Here is a 14,451-nt window from a genome sequence, read left to right as displayed (position 1 = left end):
CATTGCGCCATCGTATGATTTGTTGCTTTTGCCAGATAGAAACCACACTATGTTGACTACGAAGATCAGGCAAAAGAAAAAGCGCGGAATATCCGGGTTGGATGGGAGCACAAAATACCTGGTGGACCATGGGCTTTCGGGCGAAACCGCAGGCCCATAGCGTCCTTGTAAACGCCATCTACTCGGGGTGAATGATCATCACCACCTTGTCGGTACCAGGATCGACTGGAGGAATCTGGTTCTTGACCACTGCAATCCGGCACCGCTGAACGCTCAAGACCGTATGCAGCTCAACCAATGACGGAGGCTCCGTGCAGACTGTGACAGGCGACAAATTTGGCACATCGACCGAGCTGAGATGGTGTTCGGTCACAGACTTGGTGTCGGTCGTCTCTTCGGCCGGGTCTGTGGCTTACCGATGGACCTGAGCGCCACCTGCACACAAGCTTGGACCACTATGTTCGAATGAGGATATTTGATAACAAGCCGGCCCTTTGTGCGTGGACCAAGCTGAATTCATGATGGAAGATTATAGGCAGGTCGAGGCACACGTGGGCGCACTCCGCCTCGGCTCGGGATCCCCCCTGTCAGATCCGATCCCTGCCAAGATCCTGGTGGTTGATGACGATCACAGGAATCTCCTGGCCGCGGAAGAAATGCTGCGCTGGCCCGGCATCGAGATCATCACGGCTGATTCCGGCGAGGCGGCCTTGCGGCACGTCCTGCAACATGATTTCGCTGTTATCCTGCTCGACGTGCAGATGCCGCGGATGGATGGGTATGAGGTCGCCGGCCTGATCCGGGCCCGGCCGCGCTCGGCGCGGGTGCCGATCCTGTTCCTCACGGCCGTCAACAAGGACGACGTGCATGTCTTTCGCGGCTATTCGGCGGGCGCGGTGGACTACGTGTTCAAGCCGATCGAGCCGCTGATCCTGAAATCCAAGGTCGAGATCTTCGTCGACCTCTACCGCAAGACGGAGGAGATCCGCCGGAAGGGCGAGGAGGAGCGGCGGCTGCTCATGGAAAACCTGCGGGTCCGCAGCGAGAAGCTGAAGGCCGAGCAGGCCCTGCGGCGGCGCGAGGAGCACCAGTCTCTCGTCCTCCGGTCGCTGCCAATCGCGCTCTATACCGCCTCCGTGACGGAGGATAACCGGCAACTCCATTTTACGAACGAGAGCATCGAGCGGATCACCGGCTTCGGGCCGGAGGCCTTTCTCGAACGGCCGGATTTCTGGTCGTCCCGGCTCCATCCGGAGGATCGCGACCGGATCTTGGCTCAGCTTCACGATCTGGCGGAGGACGGCACCGTCAGCCTGGAGTACCGCTGGCGCTGCGCCGATGGGACGGACCGCCATGTCCTCGACCAGACCGTGCTCATGGGCGACGAAGAGGGACGCCCGCGGGAATTCTTCGGCATGTGGTTCGATATCACCGAGCGCAAGCAGATGGAGCAGAACCTGCTCCACGCCAGCAAGCTCGATGCGGTCGGCCGCCTGACGGGCGGCATCGCCCACGACTTCAACAACATGCTGAGCGTCGTCATCGGAAATCTCGATCTGCTTCGGAAATCCATCCAGGGCAACGAGAAGGCCGAGAGGCGCGTTCGGATGGCAATGGAGAGCGCTCAGCATTGTGCCGATCTCACCTACAGGCTTCTCGCCTTCTCGCGCCGCCAGCCCCTGCAGGTTTCGACCATCGACGTGAACACCCTCATGCCAGGGCTGCTCGACCTGATGCAACGGACGCTGGGGGAGCGCATCAACGCCAGCCTTCAGCTGGAGCAGGAGATCTGGCCCATTCAAGTCGACCGGGCGCAGTTCGAGGCTGCTCTTCTCAACCTTGCGGTCAATGCCTGTGACGCCATGCCCGAGGGCGGCGACCTGACAATTGCCGTCGAAAACCGGGTGATGGAAGAAGGCAATGCTGTCTCGGCTGGCGAGTACGTCATGATCACGGTCAGCGACACCGGAACCGGCATGCCTCCCGAGGTGCTGCAGCGCGTGTTCGAGCCGTTCTTCACCACCAAGGAGAGTGGCAAGGGCACGGGCCTTGGGCTCAGCATGGTGTATGGCTTCGTCCAGCAATCCCATGGCCATGTGGAGTTAGACAGCGTACCGAACGAGGGTACGAGCATCCGGATGTTTCTGCCCCGGACGGAAGGCGTCGTCGAGCGTCCGCAGGAAACCCACCCCGCCATTGAAGAGCCCTTCGGGGCTGGGCAGACCGTGCTCGTCGTCGAGGATGATCCGGCAGTTCGCCAAGTGGCGATCTCGACAATCCGCTCGCTGGGTTTCGAGGCAATCGAGGCTGCATCCGCCGACGAGGCGCTTCGGCTGCTGAAAGAGGACGGACACGTGCGCCTCGTGTTCTCAGACGTACGGATGCCGGGTGAACTCAACGGCATCGATCTTGCACGCGTGATTAAGCGTGAAACGCCGGACATCCGGGTGCTCCTGACCACCGGCTATGTGGACGACGGGACGATCGATGACGTCGACTTCCTCTATAAGCCTTATCGGACCCACGATCTCGCAGCGAAGATCCAGTCCGTCATGGCAGCTCCCCAGCCTCGTGATGTCGGATCGCTTCCGGCATCCGCCGCGGAGTAATTCATCGCGGGAGTGTCAGACGGTCTCATCCCAGGTGTGGATGGGTTGCAGCGACACAAGCCTCCAACGTGAGCCAAAAGAAAGGCCCCGATTGACCAGGGCCTTCTCACACGCGAGCTACAGGTTGGGGGCAAAGAGCACCGCGTGTTCAAGCCGACATAGCGTCCAAAGCGTGCGTCGCAAGAGACCTATTGTCTCATAAGCGACGGGTGGCACCCCCGGGGCTCGGCTGTTCGCTGCTATCCACCACCCATTATGGCTTTCCTACCAGCCGTAGTAGCCGTAACCTACCAGCCGTAGTAGCCGTAAGCGGGACCGCCCCAAGAATAGCCGTAGCGCGCGGGCGCATAGCCGTACGTGACCGGCGCCGAGTACCGGACCACCCGTCTGGTGCGGTAGACCGGGGCCGGCGCATAATCGTAATCGTCATAGGTGCGCACCACACGGGTCGTCATGACGGGCGCATAGCCATAGGCCGGATAGCCGTAGCCATAGGCGGGAGCTGCGTAAGCGCTGGACGCGGCAGCGCCAATCAGGCCGCCGGCCGCGAGGCCGGCCACGCCGGCCGCGACCACGGCTCCGGTGTTGCGGCGCGAGCGGGCTTCCGCATCCGTGCTGGCCGCCATGGATCCAAACCCGACCAGGGCCACCGCCGAGAGAACTGCCAGTTTACGCATGACCTTACTCCTACAGAGTGGGACAAGCCTCAGGGAAGCTAACGATGCTTGGCGAGTTTGGGTTTCAGCGGGACCATTGAGCCGAAGCAGGGCTGCATGGTGGGCCCTGGGGCTTGGCGCTCAACGAGGGCTACGCTGAGCGACCCAATTCCCGTTCCTTCCGCCTGAGGGCAAGGAGCAGATCAACGCACTCGTCGGGGATCGGCTCGCCGATGAGGGGGCGGTAGACCAATCGCAGCCTGCGGCCGATCCGAACCTGGGCTGCTTTGCCAAGATGTCCTTTTTCGAAATTCTGTCTGTCACCAGCCATGGTATCTCCGGGATTCACTGAACCTGAGGATGTAAAGGCATGGTTAATAGCTGGTTAAAGCCCGGCTTGGGGGAGAAGATTAGCCAGCCGTCTCTGAGGTTTAGCTTGGCTTTTTCGGATCGATCATCCGGTTCTTGCTTTTGGCGCTAAGCCACTGCTGAGGTTTCACTTGAGGGTGCAATTGTCACCAAGGGCAGGGCCGGAGGAACGAAACTGGTGCTGTGGCCGTTGCCGAGGCAGTTTTGCAGTGTACCCGTGAATTGTCTCAATGAGTGATATTCCCACCCCGGCGAGCCTGAGTGCCGTTCAGAGGCGGATCGAGGACGTTGCCGATCAGGCTGGAGTGGAAGGGGCTGCGCGCCTGAACGTGGACGACACGTTGGCCGCCCTGCCGTGGCCCTACCGTCGCCGTCTGGTGCTCACCCTCCAGAGTCTCCAGGCCTTCTCGCCCGATCCCGATGTCCAGCGGGCCGCCGAGTTCTTTCAGCTGAAGGCTGCAAGGGCGTGGGCGGCCATGCCGTTCCAGGGCCATTCGGCTGAGAAGACGCCGGAAACCGAGGTATTGGTTGAGCACGGATCCCGGCGTCCAGTTGCCGCCAAAGGCAAGAAGCTCTGATCGGGTTTCAGGGGAGACCTTCTGACATCGGGTTCAGCTGGAGTCGTCCGCGAGGATGGCAGCTCTCAGAACTGGGAACCAGCGCCGACGGCTCGGGTTACGGGAGCAATGGCCAGCTCTTCGCGGCTGGTTTGGTCAATTGGCCCCTCCAGGCCAGGAGGAAGCGGTGCGTGCGCGCTTGGGAGCTTGGAGCCTTGCCCTCGGCCTCACCCTTGGCGTGATGGCCTGTGCACCTGGGGACGTGCCCAGCCTGAGAGAACGGGCCCAGCAGGCCTGGAGCGAGGTGCTCCGCGAATACCACCAACGGGCCGATCAGGTGCCCCCGTTGGTCGAGGCCGTGCGGAAGAAGGCCCCGGCCGAACGCGAGGTGCTCGACGCGGTCATGGCGGCCCATGACGAGGTGGTCGCCATTCGTAACGCCGATGGCTTCCTCGCCGAGCCGGATCGCTTCCGGCACTACGAACAGGCCCAACAGCGCCTCTCAGATGCCTTGGAGAGGCTGTATGCAACCATCAAGCGCTACCCCGAGCTCACGGGCGACACGGCCTTGCAGAACCGGCTGCGGGAGTTCCAGCGGCAGGAAGACCAGCTGGTGGTGGCCCGCAGCGATCTCATCGGCGCCGTGCGGGCCCATAACGAGAAACTGGGCCGGTTCCCGGGCGGCTGGGTTGCTACCATCGTCGATCCGAAAGCGAAGCCGCTGACCACGTTTGCCCAGGCCGAGATCGAACAGCCGCCGACCCCGGCGAAGCCGTAGCTCGGCACGACCATGCCCTGAAGTTCGTAAATCCCTGTCGGTGTGGAACCAAGTTTGCAAGTGCCCATTGCTGCGCACATGAAGCCCCGCAGCGAAATCCTGAATCGGCCGGTAGTCCTCCTGGTCGGGGACGAACCGCTGGTCCGCCTGACACATGTCGACATTCTGCGTGAGGCAGACTTCTGGGTCCTGGAGGCTGAGAATGCCGACGAGGTTCGAGATCATGACGCAGCGGCCTGACATCAAGGCGGTCCTGGCCGACGCTGACATGCCGGGCTCCCTTGACTGGTTCGAGTCCGCGCGGCTGGGATGGCCGGACTTCGGAGTGTTGGTGATCTCAGGCAAAACTGGGCCGGGCCCTGGCGATCTCCCGCCTCGAACCGCCTTTGCGCCAAGCCGGTGCGTCCGACCGTTGACGTGATTGATCTCAAGATGGCTGCGGTCCAGGCGCGAAACGCCATTGACGAGCATGTCCTAGTGAGCGGCACGAGTGGTCAATGTCTCTTGCCGCACGGGAACGGTGTTGAGCGGTTGAGGATTAATTTTCTAGTTCAATTGTGGAGGCTACCATGATCGGTGTCAGAATTCCCGCAGCCGCGATGTTGCTGGCGGGCCTTACCCTCTCCGTTGCCGCAGCCGAGAGTACCGTATCCGAGAACACGATCTCCGATACATCCTGGCAGCATCATCTCTGGTCCCAGAAGTTCGACACGGTCTCCGATCCGGAAACAACCGGGTCCATCAATTCCCAACCTGCCTCAGGCCTGAGTACGAGCCGTCCTGACTGTGTTCCGGCCGGGTTGATGTTCAGCCATCCTCCTCTTCCGGATTGGCAGATCGGGTCCTGTTCATAGACCGCGTGGTTGGCCACAGGCAATAACGCCGCAACCCTCTACAATCCTTCTCAATCCGGGCGCTCTAAACCGGGGAAGGAGACAGCCCCATGCACTTGTTGGGAGCCTTTGAGCTGGTGATCACTCCGGGAACTCCCGACAACCCAGCCTCCGTTAGGGTTGCCCTCCTGCGTTACACCAGAGGCGAGGACGGCCGCCTGTTCATCACTCCGGATTGTGCCTCCCTCGAGGAGCTGGAAGCGCAGATCAATTCCCTCCAGGACGAGTTGGACGAAATCCGGGAACGAGCCCGCCGAGCCTTCCAGGCGACCTAGAGCCCACCTCACGTTCTCCACTCTCTCGGCCTGGTCGCGCCTACCTCTGTCATCCAACTCTGGGAGGATTGATTTCGGTCGTACCCTTGGCCTTCGGCTCGGTCTCAGTGACCTGAACAGGCACATCGAACCTTGGCGTGCCGTGTTGAGCACCCAAGCAGGCCGGAACGGGCGCTCCAGCATGACGTTCCCCTCGGGAGGAGAAGATCATGCCGACGCAGTTGCCAAACGAAAGACAGTTTCGCGAACCGGGCTCCATGGAGCTCGACCCGTCGGGTAAGGGGATTGCCATTGAGGAGACCCGGCGTCTGATTGCCTCCAGCAAGGTCGAGGGCACGCCGGTGTTCAACCGGTCCGGCGAGCCGCTCGGGAGCGTGTACAACTTCATGGTCGACAAGATCTCCGGTCAGGTCGCCTACGTGGTGATGAGCTTCGGCGGTTTTCTCGGAATCGGCGAGAGTTACCATCCGCTGCCCTGGCGGGCTCTGACCTATGACCCGCGGCTGGGCGGCTATGTGGTCGACATTGACAGCGATCGACTGGTTGATGCCCCGCAGTACGGCGCCGGGGAGGATCCGTTCACGGACAACGAGTACGGCGCCAGGGTCGATGCCTACTACAAGACCACCCCGACAGCGTGAGCGATGCAGCAATCCTACTCTGCTATGGGCTGAGGCGCTGTCGGTGTGACCAGGATCTGTGGTGGCATGGTCGGGGGCACGCCAAGCGGCTCGCCCGGAGGCGGAATGTCGCCGGACGTAGCTTGCGGTAGCATAAGGTCTCGCGAGGCCGCCAACCGCTGTTCATCCTGAAACGATCCGCATTTCACCGGGCAACTATCAAACCGCTCCGCACGTCTTCATGCTCCCGGTGCGTTTCGCTCCTGCGTCATTCTGTCAAGCCTGCATGGCTTGTGCTCCTTCAAGCCTTCGGAGAGGCTGACACGCGACAGTCCTCAGAAGGCTGCACGACAGGGGCATCATGGTTCACGACCCGACCTTCCGGGAAGCAGTTGAAGATCACGGTAAGGGCAGCAGCTTTGAGGCCGCCGCACGGGCGCATCTCAAATCCCTTGAGGATGCCGGTGAGACCCCGAAGCAGATTGTGAGCCAACTCTCGGATGTCGTAGCCGCCTATGCCACCGACGGTCTCGAGGATGAGGCCAACACTCTTCGCGAGATCGTACGTCAGTATCAGTCGCGGTGGGCACAGGACAGAACTCATACCACCTGACGCCGAACATCCTGCCATCTCCGATCAGACTTAAGGGGCGTCAGACCCGGGCTCTTCATGGGTACGTTCTGCTCGTGGTCTACCGATGGAGGATATCCACGGCGCAGAGCGCTTATCCCGCAGAGGGTTGCGCCAACTCGCTGTTCACTCTCTTTCCCGCTCCCCGTCTCCCTCGCTGTCCCGCTCCGCAGGCGGAGGCGTTTTGGCCCAGACTTCGGAAGCCAGTCCGAGCATCACCGCGACCGCATCCCGGACGGCCTCGCTGTTCGCGCTGACACGTGCACTTTCCAGGATCAACCCCAGACGCCGCCGCTCCGGCCACGCCAGGGCCGCTAGGTGGGTCTCAAGATCCAGACGCTCAGAGGCAGATACACCAGCACGCTTGGCAATCTCGTCCACTTTTGTGGAAAGAGCGCTCAGGTGATGGGCAATCTCAGCGGAAGCCCGATTTGAAGAATCAAAAGCCATGTCGTCCCAAAGGCAATGCTCCCCAGCCATCGCCGTGAGTTCCAGAAACGTCGCGATGGCCGCATCTGTTCCGTTAAACACTTGTGGATAAAGAGGAATATTGCCGCACCTATTGGGGCATTGTTAATCGCCTGGGATCGGGCCGACGTGATCGCTGTGCTGGACGGACGCTGCCTCCGCCCTACCTTCCGGAGTATCTAGGCCGCTCCGCCCCTGGTCCTCCGGAGCCTTAGGTAAGGTAAGGTCTGGGTGCCGCTGGGGGGCTCCCAGGCCTTTCTCTTGGCGCGGGCACAGGCCCCACCCTGTAGAATACTCTCTGACCCAGCTTCACAAGGGAGAGCTTTGCTCGTGGGCAAAGGCTATGACGTCGGTTGGAGAAGTGATCCACATGGCCCTGAATCCGCGCCTTCCCCTTTGTCTGTGGATGGCGGGGCGAGATCCTGATCCCTTGGCTGATGGCACTCGCCCGTATAATGTCCCGGAGTGCAACAACCATCGGTTTTCTATGAGACGCAACGAGCGGTTCGCATGGTATGGGCGCCTGGGGCTGGTCATGGCGGCATTCATCGTGATCGGTGGGATTATCGCAGCACCACTCCTCCACCGGATCTGGGCTCCGGCTTCGATCGTGGCGCGGCGATAGACCTTCTTTCGCCTGCGTCACCGATCAGCATGTCTTAAAGGCAACGCCCGGGAATTGACGTAAGCCATCCAGCGATGACTGAGCTCATAGACAACGCCGTGACCCGGAGGATGATGTTGGGGTGCTCGATGCGTTAATTCGTCAGGGATCGACCACGAACCTCGGAGCGCAAACCCGGCTCGAGCGTCGCTCCTCGAAAGCCAGTGGAGCCGGTCAGGTCCTCCGGTGCGGTCTTAGGCAACTGATCGGAGCCTGCCACACTGCCGACGGAGCTTGCAGAGCGAGGTTCCGGATCAAGCTTGGATAGAATGCCGGGGTCGAAGAGTTCCTCCTGTACCGATCCGTCCATCCTGATGATCGTCTTGATCCCGGTTTCGGCATCGAGGAAAACCGACTTGATGGCTGCCTTACGGGCATTGTCGGTGCGAACTGGCTCCGCAGAGGCTCGGGAGTCTGGCCCCGACGGTGGAGATGCTAGAGTCGCGACGGCAACGGTCTGCCGGCCTTCGGTTGTTCCCGCCGGCTCGCTGGCATTGTCCTTTGCAGCTCTTGCAAAGTCCTCATCCTTGGTGGCCGGCGAAGGACGTTGATCTTTGCCCGCTGCCGCAGCTTGCTGCTGATCCGAGAGGATCTTTTCAAATCGCGCCTGAGCCTCCGCGGCCTCTCTTTGGATCTGCGATCCGAAGAGGGCGACCAACGGATTGCTCGCCCGTTCTGCCGCGGCCTTGGCGTGGGCGATCTCTAGGGCCTTCGCCGCTTCGATTTGCTTGCGAGCCGCCGCTGCCTGCTTGCGATTACTGGTGTCGTATGAATACCGCTGACCGTTGATCTCATAGAAGACGGTTTTCGCCTGCACGCTCCCGATCAAGGTTCCGAGCGCAACAACTGAAACCCCGAGTGTCGTGAATAGCTTCCCCATTCGAGTTCCCCTTTTATTGTCCAGCCGGCGTAAGTTTCGGTTAAGGAATGCGGCAACTCTATGGCACGCCTCTGCCTTGTCCACGCGTGCGCTCGGTGCAGTCTCTTCGGATGTGATGATTTGAGATTTGAAGCCCGCGATGGACACCGTGCCAGCTCGCATGACAGCAGTCGGTAACACCAGCATTCTCAACGACAGCTTGATATGCCGGAACCATGCATCGCATTCGGGGTTAGATCCGGCAATCAGAACAAGGGGTTTATCGCATGCGGAAGGCTGTCATCGCGTTTGCTTCATTATCGGCGCTTACACTTTTTCCAACTTTCGCCTTGGCGCAAAATCGCACAGCGGTGGGCGTTGGGACTGGTGCGGTGGCGGGCGCCCTTGTCGGTGGTCCCGTCGGAGCCGCAGTCGGCGGAGTAATTGGCGGTGTCATCGGTGCGAACACCGGCCGCGGACACAATCGTGCCTATCGGCATTATCGGAAGCCGGTTTATACCAGCTATAGAACCCGTTATCGGCCGGTGCGCCAGCCCACCCGTGAGCTTCCTCAGCGTAGACGAGAGTTCCATCCGCTCGGATAACCCGCTCTACCCAACATCTTTGCGAAATCGGATCGTTGAGGCGCTGCATGCTGGCGGTCCGCGACCATAGGGAGTAGGAGCGACATCCCGTGCAGCCCGTGTGTCCATCCACGGTGAATTGTGCGGACACGCGAAAGCCGAGACACAACCGCAATGTCCCCAAGCGGGCATTCATCGCGTGATTGTCAGCATAAGATTCGACCTGGATTCCAACGGCTTCTCGATCAGCACAGGAACGTGCCGCAATTGACGGGCTGCTCGAGCGGCCTGTGGTCACGGCGCTGTATCGAAATGTGAGCTCGATTGCCATCAAGCAGTTTGGTCATCACCAAAGCGTTCATCTGCTGGCGCATGATTGCCCCATTCGGGCGCTCATCTCTGGACTGATTCTGATGGGGGACGCAGCAATGGATTTTACAGAGGCTTTACGCATGGCTGAGCGGAACCTGACCGAAGGCGCCAACCTCACCGAACTCAAGGAACTCGCACAAGATCTTCAGGCTCTCATTGCCAACAGCATTCTCGCGGATCTGATCGAGATCAAAATCGCTGTGATCGAAGGACATTGGGATGAGGCGTGAGGCGTGAATTTACTGGCACCAATTGCTCAGTGTGTTTGTCCAATGTCACTGATCGAACCAGACCTCTTCAGGAAAGCGGCCTGCCACTGTTCGACAACCACATCGGAACGCAAGTCTCGCCTAAGTTGGGTCTGGGTTTTTCAGCAGAGTGATAGGGGAGAAACCGGTCACATCCATTGCAAACTCGATCGCGTCGGCTCTCATGTGTGAGATGGCTCGATCCGGTCCACGCGGATCGACACGGTCACAGCGAGGACCTGTTGTCTGTGCTCATCCTTGACCTCGACTCTGATGTCCTCGGGACTTCCATTTTGCAGCCGGGATCGCGCGATCTCACCTGCTGTGTGCATGGCATCGCGCTCGGCCGCTTGCAGGCTACCAAGTTCATGACCGTCATCGTCGCGCAGGTAGTCCATCCCTAGCACCAAGTCGAAATAGAAGCGCGGCATCCACCCGTCCTTCACAAAGGCACAAACCCCTATCAACGGCGGGCAGAGGTTATCGTTCGCTTCGGAAGCCAGCGAGAAATCACCCGGCGGGTCGCGGTACGCGCCCCAAGGACAAGGGCCTGGAAAAATCCAGGTTGCCCTGGAGCCGAACACGGTCGCCGCCCATCACGGCCGGCCGTTGCCCGCGTCCGATGAAAAAGCAATCAGGGCCGCAAGGTCATTTCACAGCCCCGCTGAAACCAGATCACGAGCGCATGAGTTACGATTAACCTGTGTTAATTGACGCAACTCTGAACAGACCTTGAGAATAATCCCATGCCATGGAACGACAACCGTGAGATTATGAACCCTATCCCAGACAGCCTGACTTTCTCGCAGCATCAAGTGAACTTCATTCTCGGCCATTCCTTGAGGAGTATCTATCAGGATACCTTGAAGTCACCTTTGCCGGAGCATCTCAGAACGCTCGTTGCTCAACTCGAGGCAAAATTTTCATCGTAGTCGGATTGAGACCAGCATGGCGGTTGCTCTTTCAGTTCGACAGCCTTTTGCGTGGGCGATCTTCCATGCCGGGATGGATGTCGAAAACCGGGACTGGCCGACCCAACTCCGCGGGCGCGTCCTGATCCATGCCACTGCCACGGTCCGCCAGGAGGATTATAGCGCCTTCCAACAGGCGTGCCGGAGCCCTGAGCACTGGCTGTGTCAGGCGATCATACAGAGTGGAGGCTTGCCGCGGAAAGAGGACCTTCCCCGAGGGGGAGTCGTCGGCGAGGTCGAGATCGCCGACTGCGTGACCGAGCATCCTTCCCCCTGGTTCACCGGCCCCTACGGCTTTGTGTTACACAATCCACGGATCATGCCCTTCAAGCCACTTCCCGGCTCGCTCCGGTTCTTCGACGTCGAGGAGAACCATCTCGGCGATGTCGGATGATCTGTGTAATCTGGCCGTGAAGGGGAGGGGGAACCGCTGCCGTTCAGAGGTCACTCAAGACGGACAGGTGGTCTGAATTCCCGCCTCTGCACCCTCCGCCTTACGCACAGCGCAAGCTGCCACGACCCTCATGAGCCCAGACCCGGCCGGCAGCCTGCCGGACCGTCCGGGCCGCCTCGGCGAGTTCCACGTCGGTCCGAGCCTGCGCCCGGCTCTCGACACTCTCGAGCACCAGCATGACCTGATTGCGGCTCTCGGTGGGCAAGGCCGTAAGCGATGCTTCCAGATCCACGGGATTGCCTAGCGAGGGATCCGTCTGCCGCGCCATGGCGTAAAGGCGCTCGAGGATGATGGTGAAGGCCCGCGAGGATTCGGGCCGGGTGGTTTGAGGAAGTGCGTGCATGAATGCCCTTGCAGGTTCTTGGTGGGCTGCTGGAACAGCCACTCTTCGTTATGGCTCGACGCCTGATGCCTCAGGTCGAGCCCACATAACGCCAAGCTTCGAGCAAAGTTCCCTGGCCAAGCAGAATCCACACTCGTGTCTATCCAGGGCCTGGCTGTTGAACGGCTGCCTGACGGCCCGCCCCCATGCAAGTGAATCCCAGCTGAAGGACTCATTCGGGTGGGCGTCACACCCCCTCCGCCATTGTTCTGGTCATGGTCAGACTCGGCTTCTAGCCTGACCGCATGGAAAGATTGGTGCGAACACACACGGCAATTCTCATCGCAGGGCTGACCGGTCTGTGCCTGACCATTTCAGCCCAGGCGGCAGATTATGGGGTCGCTCCCTAGGAAGGTGTTGAGGTAGAGAGCCGAGGAGAGATCTACGAGGCCCCACCACCTGCTGTTACCGAACGCTCCTACGAGGAGTGGATCAAGCGTGGCCCACGGTATGTCGAAGACGAGCGGATTTACGGCCGACCGGGACCAGGATGGCAATGTCTTGGTTACACTGTTGCGACCCACCCCTGGTGGAAAGGCGAGGATTGCCGCCTGACCATCAAGCGCCGGATGAATCCGTGGGGTGAGGTGATCGAGCGGCGTGTCAGGGTCTGCGATTGAGGAGCATACGCAACCGGGCCTCACGCTCACGGTTGTCCCAATCAGCGGAGGAGGTAGTCATGAGAGCAACAGTGCCACTGATCCTGCTTGGGACGCTAGCCCTCGGCTGTGGCTCTCCCGCACTGTCTCAGCCGGCACAAGGAACTCCCGTCGAGTCCGGTGAGCCGATCCCGCTTTCCTCCGAGAAGCAGAAGATGATCCTGGACCAGGTCAAGGCCTCCCCGGATCTGCCGGAGGCCGATCTGAACGAGCCCCTCCGGATCGGTATGGTCATTCAGCCAGAGGTGGAATTGCTCGAGTTGCCCCAGGATGCCGCCACCGCCGTTCCGACTGTCACGACTTACAATTACCTGATTGCCGGTGATCAGATTGCGATCGTGGAGCCGGAGAGCCGGAAGGTCATTCAGCTCATCAAACGCCCATAGAGTTCCCGCAGGCCCCGAGAGCCTGATTGCTTTGAAGAGAAAACCCTCTTGGTGATCTGTCCGGCTCATTCCTCCTTCGGGATCGGAACAATCGTTCCCTCGGTTGGCTCGACCGCATCCGGAGCGGGGCGTGTGACTCTGGCGGCCGAGTGCACGTAAGACACCAGGGTCTCACTTGGGCAGGGCTTGGCCAGGAATGCGGCTCCTGGCGGCGGGCCCCTCCCTCGGCCAATCACCGGCCGTATGTGATCAGGATCTCGACCGTTTGCCAGCACCCATGCGTGCGTCGAGCAAGCTCATAGCCATTGATGCCGTGCGGCATGTCCGCAGCCGAGAGCAGGACGTCCACCTCGACCCCAGCTCGCGGGACGGTCAGGGCTTCCTCAGAATTGGATGCTTCGATCACACGGAAATTCGCGTCGACGAGAATGTCGGCCGCGATCAGCCGCACCAGCGGCTCGTCCTCGACCGACAGAGCCAAGCCCTTGCAGAACGACAGGGAACCGAGTTCGAGCAACCGCCGTTCTTGGCCCTATGAAGGTCAAGCCCCGCGCCCCGATCCTGGATCAACCCGTCGTGCTCCTCGTGGAAGATGAACCGCTGGTGCGGCTGACGCAGGTGGACATCCTGCGTGAGGCCAGCTTCTGGGTGCTGGAAGCCGAAGATGCGGACGAGGCGTTCGAGACCCTCAGGCGGCGAAAGGACGTGAGCGTCGTTCTCACCGACGTCGACATGCCCGGCTCTCTCGATGGATTTGAATTCGCACGCCTCGTGGCGCAGGGCTGGCCGGAAGTCGGTGTGCTGGTCATCTCCGGCAAGGCCTTCCCGAACCCGGGGGATATGCCGCCGTCGGCCGTGTTCATCCCGAAACCTGTGCATCCTGATGCGCTCGTCGGGCACCTGCGTGCCTTAATGAGCGGCGGCAATCCAGCCGAAGGATGACTCTGGAAGCAAACAGGCCTCAGCCGAGCAGATGGTTGGAGACCGCTTTCCGCGAACGCACCGCCCATGACACT

The 14,451-nt window shown here is 60.7% G+C and carries 20 protein-coding genes; 13 read left to right on the top strand and 7 right to left on the bottom strand.

The window, feature by feature from the left end; genetic code table 11:
- Nucleotides 1-551: 551 nt before the first annotated feature.
- The gene (locus tag NF876_RS02695; protein WP_262265634.1) at nucleotides 552-2,609 is read left to right on the top strand and encodes a response regulator; all 2,058 of its coding nucleotides are present in this window, start codon (nucleotides 552-554) and stop codon (nucleotides 2,607-2,609) included.
- Nucleotides 2,610-2,896: 287 nt separating this feature from the next.
- On the opposite strand, the gene NF876_RS02690 is transcribed toward NF876_RS02695, so the two are convergent.
- Together NF876_RS02690 and NF876_RS43380 are read right to left on the bottom strand one after the other, a co-directional pair.
- Nucleotides 2,897-3,286: a hypothetical protein gene (locus tag NF876_RS02690; protein WP_210807540.1), complete on the bottom strand. Its 390-nt coding sequence runs from the start codon at nucleotides 3,284-3,286 to the stop codon at nucleotides 2,897-2,899.
- A gap of 130 nt (nucleotides 3,287-3,416) precedes the next feature.
- Nucleotides 3,417-3,596 (bottom strand): NepR family anti-sigma factor, encoded by a 180-nt coding sequence (locus NF876_RS43380; protein ID WP_210807538.1) that lies wholly within the window; start codon nucleotides 3,594-3,596, stop codon nucleotides 3,417-3,419.
- 268 nt (nucleotides 3,597-3,864) lie between these two features.
- Here NF876_RS43380 and NF876_RS02685 point away from each other — a divergent pair, with 268 nt between their 5' ends.
- The 6 genes from NF876_RS02685 to NF876_RS02660 all read left to right on the top strand — a co-directional run bounded on the left by NF876_RS02685 (nucleotide 3,865) and on the right by NF876_RS02660 (nucleotide 7,370).
- Nucleotides 3,865-4,212: a hypothetical protein gene (locus NF876_RS02685; RefSeq protein ID WP_210807536.1), complete on the top strand. Its 348-nt coding sequence runs from the start codon at nucleotides 3,865-3,867 to the stop codon at nucleotides 4,210-4,212.
- Between the two features lie 166 nt (nucleotides 4,213-4,378).
- Entirely contained in the window at nucleotides 4,379-4,969 is a 591-nt protein-coding gene (locus tag NF876_RS02680; protein ID WP_210807534.1) for a LemA family protein, read from the top strand.
- Nucleotides 4,970-5,538: 569 nt separating this feature from the next.
- Nucleotides 5,539-5,823, top strand: a complete 285-nt coding sequence (locus tag NF876_RS02675; protein ID WP_262267371.1) for a hypothetical protein — start codon at nucleotides 5,539-5,541, stop codon at nucleotides 5,821-5,823.
- A gap of 89 nt (nucleotides 5,824-5,912) precedes the next feature.
- Nucleotides 5,913-6,137, top strand: coding sequence for a hypothetical protein (locus NF876_RS02670; protein WP_210807532.1), 225 nt, complete (start codon nucleotides 5,913-5,915; stop codon nucleotides 6,135-6,137).
- A 209-nt stretch (nucleotides 6,138-6,346) separates the two neighbouring features.
- A complete protein-coding gene (locus tag NF876_RS02665) occupies nucleotides 6,347-6,778 on the top strand; it encodes a PRC-barrel domain-containing protein (RefSeq protein ID WP_210807530.1) in 432 nt (143 codons plus the stop codon).
- 340 nt (nucleotides 6,779-7,118) lie between these two features.
- Nucleotides 7,119-7,370, top strand: a complete 252-nt coding sequence (locus NF876_RS02660) for a hypothetical protein (RefSeq protein WP_210807528.1) — start codon at nucleotides 7,119-7,121, stop codon at nucleotides 7,368-7,370.
- Nucleotides 7,371-7,514: 144 nt separating this feature from the next.
- Here NF876_RS02660 and NF876_RS02655 read toward each other — a convergent pair whose 3' ends face one another.
- Nucleotides 7,515-7,919, bottom strand: a complete 405-nt coding sequence (locus tag NF876_RS02655; RefSeq protein WP_262265635.1) for a hypothetical protein — start codon at nucleotides 7,917-7,919, stop codon at nucleotides 7,515-7,517.
- A 695-nt stretch (nucleotides 7,920-8,614) separates the two neighbouring features.
- Complete coding sequence (locus NF876_RS02650) at nucleotides 8,615-9,400, bottom strand: hypothetical protein (protein ID WP_210807526.1); 786 nt, start codon at nucleotides 9,398-9,400, stop codon at nucleotides 8,615-8,617.
- A 266-nt stretch (nucleotides 9,401-9,666) separates the two neighbouring features.
- Between NF876_RS02650 and NF876_RS43375 the strand changes: the two genes are divergently transcribed.
- Both NF876_RS43375 and NF876_RS02645 read left to right on the top strand, forming a co-directional pair.
- Nucleotides 9,667-9,984: a YMGG-like glycine zipper-containing protein gene (locus NF876_RS43375; RefSeq protein ID WP_371823158.1), complete on the top strand. Its 318-nt coding sequence runs from the start codon at nucleotides 9,667-9,669 to the stop codon at nucleotides 9,982-9,984.
- A gap of 269 nt (nucleotides 9,985-10,253) precedes the next feature.
- The gene (locus NF876_RS02645; protein WP_210807562.1) at nucleotides 10,254-10,565 is read left to right on the top strand and encodes a hypothetical protein; all 312 of its coding nucleotides are present in this window, start codon (nucleotides 10,254-10,256) and stop codon (nucleotides 10,563-10,565) included.
- A gap of 200 nt (nucleotides 10,566-10,765) precedes the next feature.
- On the opposite strand, the gene NF876_RS02640 is transcribed toward NF876_RS02645, so the two are convergent.
- Nucleotides 10,766-11,014, bottom strand: a complete 249-nt coding sequence (locus NF876_RS02640) for a DUF6894 family protein (protein ID WP_210807524.1) — start codon at nucleotides 11,012-11,014, stop codon at nucleotides 10,766-10,768.
- A 315-nt stretch (nucleotides 11,015-11,329) separates the two neighbouring features.
- On the opposite strand from NF876_RS02640, the gene NF876_RS43370 reads away from it, so the two are divergent.
- Both NF876_RS43370 and NF876_RS02635 read left to right on the top strand, forming a co-directional pair.
- Nucleotides 11,330-11,515 (top strand): NepR family anti-sigma factor, encoded by a 186-nt coding sequence (locus NF876_RS43370; protein ID WP_210807522.1) that lies wholly within the window; start codon nucleotides 11,330-11,332, stop codon nucleotides 11,513-11,515.
- 16 nt (nucleotides 11,516-11,531) lie between these two features.
- Nucleotides 11,532-11,948 carry an ASCH domain-containing protein gene (locus NF876_RS02635; protein WP_210807520.1) on the top strand — a complete coding sequence of 139 codons (417 nt, stop codon included), beginning with the start codon at nucleotides 11,532-11,534 and terminating at the stop codon, nucleotides 11,946-11,948.
- Nucleotides 11,949-12,048: 100 nt separating this feature from the next.
- Here NF876_RS02635 and NF876_RS02630 read toward each other — a convergent pair whose 3' ends face one another.
- The gene (locus NF876_RS02630; protein WP_210807518.1) at nucleotides 12,049-12,351 is read right to left on the bottom strand and encodes a hypothetical protein; all 303 of its coding nucleotides are present in this window, start codon (nucleotides 12,349-12,351) and stop codon (nucleotides 12,049-12,051) included.
- Between the two features lie 718 nt (nucleotides 12,352-13,069).
- Between NF876_RS02630 and NF876_RS02625 the strand changes: the two genes are divergently transcribed.
- Complete coding sequence (locus NF876_RS02625; protein ID WP_210807516.1) at nucleotides 13,070-13,435, top strand: DUF1236 domain-containing protein; 366 nt, start codon at nucleotides 13,070-13,072, stop codon at nucleotides 13,433-13,435.
- Between the two features lie 232 nt (nucleotides 13,436-13,667).
- Here NF876_RS02625 and NF876_RS02620 read toward each other — a convergent pair whose 3' ends face one another.
- Nucleotides 13,668-13,952, bottom strand: a complete 285-nt coding sequence (locus NF876_RS02620) for a response regulator (protein ID WP_247654333.1) — start codon at nucleotides 13,950-13,952, stop codon at nucleotides 13,668-13,670.
- A 17-nt stretch (nucleotides 13,953-13,969) separates the two neighbouring features.
- Here NF876_RS02620 and NF876_RS02615 point away from each other — a divergent pair, with 17 nt between their 5' ends.
- Nucleotides 13,970-14,377 (top strand): response regulator, encoded by a 408-nt coding sequence (locus NF876_RS02615; RefSeq protein WP_210807514.1) that lies wholly within the window; start codon nucleotides 13,970-13,972, stop codon nucleotides 14,375-14,377.
- Nucleotides 14,378-14,451 lie beyond the last annotated feature (74 nt).

This window comes from Microvirga yunnanensis (genome assembly GCF_025460875.1).
The sequence above is the reverse complement of the archived record's forward strand: the minus strand, read 5'-3'. Positions and strand labels throughout refer to the sequence as shown.

Bases quoted from the DNA above. Each gene is read 5' to 3' on its own strand.
- NF876_RS43370 (WP_210807522.1), top strand. From the start codon at position 11,330: ATGCCATGGAACGACAACCGTGAGATTATGAACCCTATCCCAGACAGC.
- NF876_RS02670 (WP_210807532.1), top strand. From the start codon at position 5,913: ATGCACTTGTTGGGAGCCTTTGAGCTGGTGATCACTCCGGGAACTCCC.
- NF876_RS02650 (WP_210807526.1), bottom strand. From the start codon at position 9,400: ATGGGGAAGCTATTCACGACACTCGGGGTTTCAGTTGTTGCGCTCGGA.
- NF876_RS43375 (WP_371823158.1), top strand. From the start codon at position 9,667: ATGCGGAAGGCTGTCATCGCGTTTGCTTCATTATCGGCGCTTACACTT.
- NF876_RS02665 (WP_210807530.1), top strand. From the start codon at position 6,347: ATGCCGACGCAGTTGCCAAACGAAAGACAGTTTCGCGAACCGGGCTCC.
- NF876_RS02660 (WP_210807528.1), top strand. From the start codon at position 7,119: ATGGTTCACGACCCGACCTTCCGGGAAGCAGTTGAAGATCACGGTAAG.
- NF876_RS43380 (WP_210807538.1), bottom strand. From the start codon at position 3,596: ATGGCTGGTGACAGACAGAATTTCGAAAAAGGACATCTTGGCAAAGCA.
- NF876_RS02630 (WP_210807518.1), bottom strand. From the start codon at position 12,351: ATGCACGCACTTCCTCAAACCACCCGGCCCGAATCCTCGCGGGCCTTC.
- NF876_RS02635 (WP_210807520.1), top strand. From the start codon at position 11,532: ATGGCGGTTGCTCTTTCAGTTCGACAGCCTTTTGCGTGGGCGATCTTC.
- NF876_RS02690 (WP_210807540.1), bottom strand. From the start codon at position 3,286: ATGCGTAAACTGGCAGTTCTCTCGGCGGTGGCCCTGGTCGGGTTTGGA.
- NF876_RS02615 (WP_210807514.1), top strand. From the start codon at position 13,970: ATGAAGGTCAAGCCCCGCGCCCCGATCCTGGATCAACCCGTCGTGCTC.
- NF876_RS02675 (WP_262267371.1), top strand. From the start codon at position 5,539: ATGATCGGTGTCAGAATTCCCGCAGCCGCGATGTTGCTGGCGGGCCTT.
- NF876_RS02685 (WP_210807536.1), top strand. From the start codon at position 3,865: ATGAGTGATATTCCCACCCCGGCGAGCCTGAGTGCCGTTCAGAGGCGG.
- NF876_RS02625 (WP_210807516.1), top strand. From the start codon at position 13,070: ATGAGAGCAACAGTGCCACTGATCCTGCTTGGGACGCTAGCCCTCGGC.
- NF876_RS02640 (WP_210807524.1), bottom strand. From the start codon at position 11,014: ATGCCGCGCTTCTATTTCGACTTGGTGCTAGGGATGGACTACCTGCGC.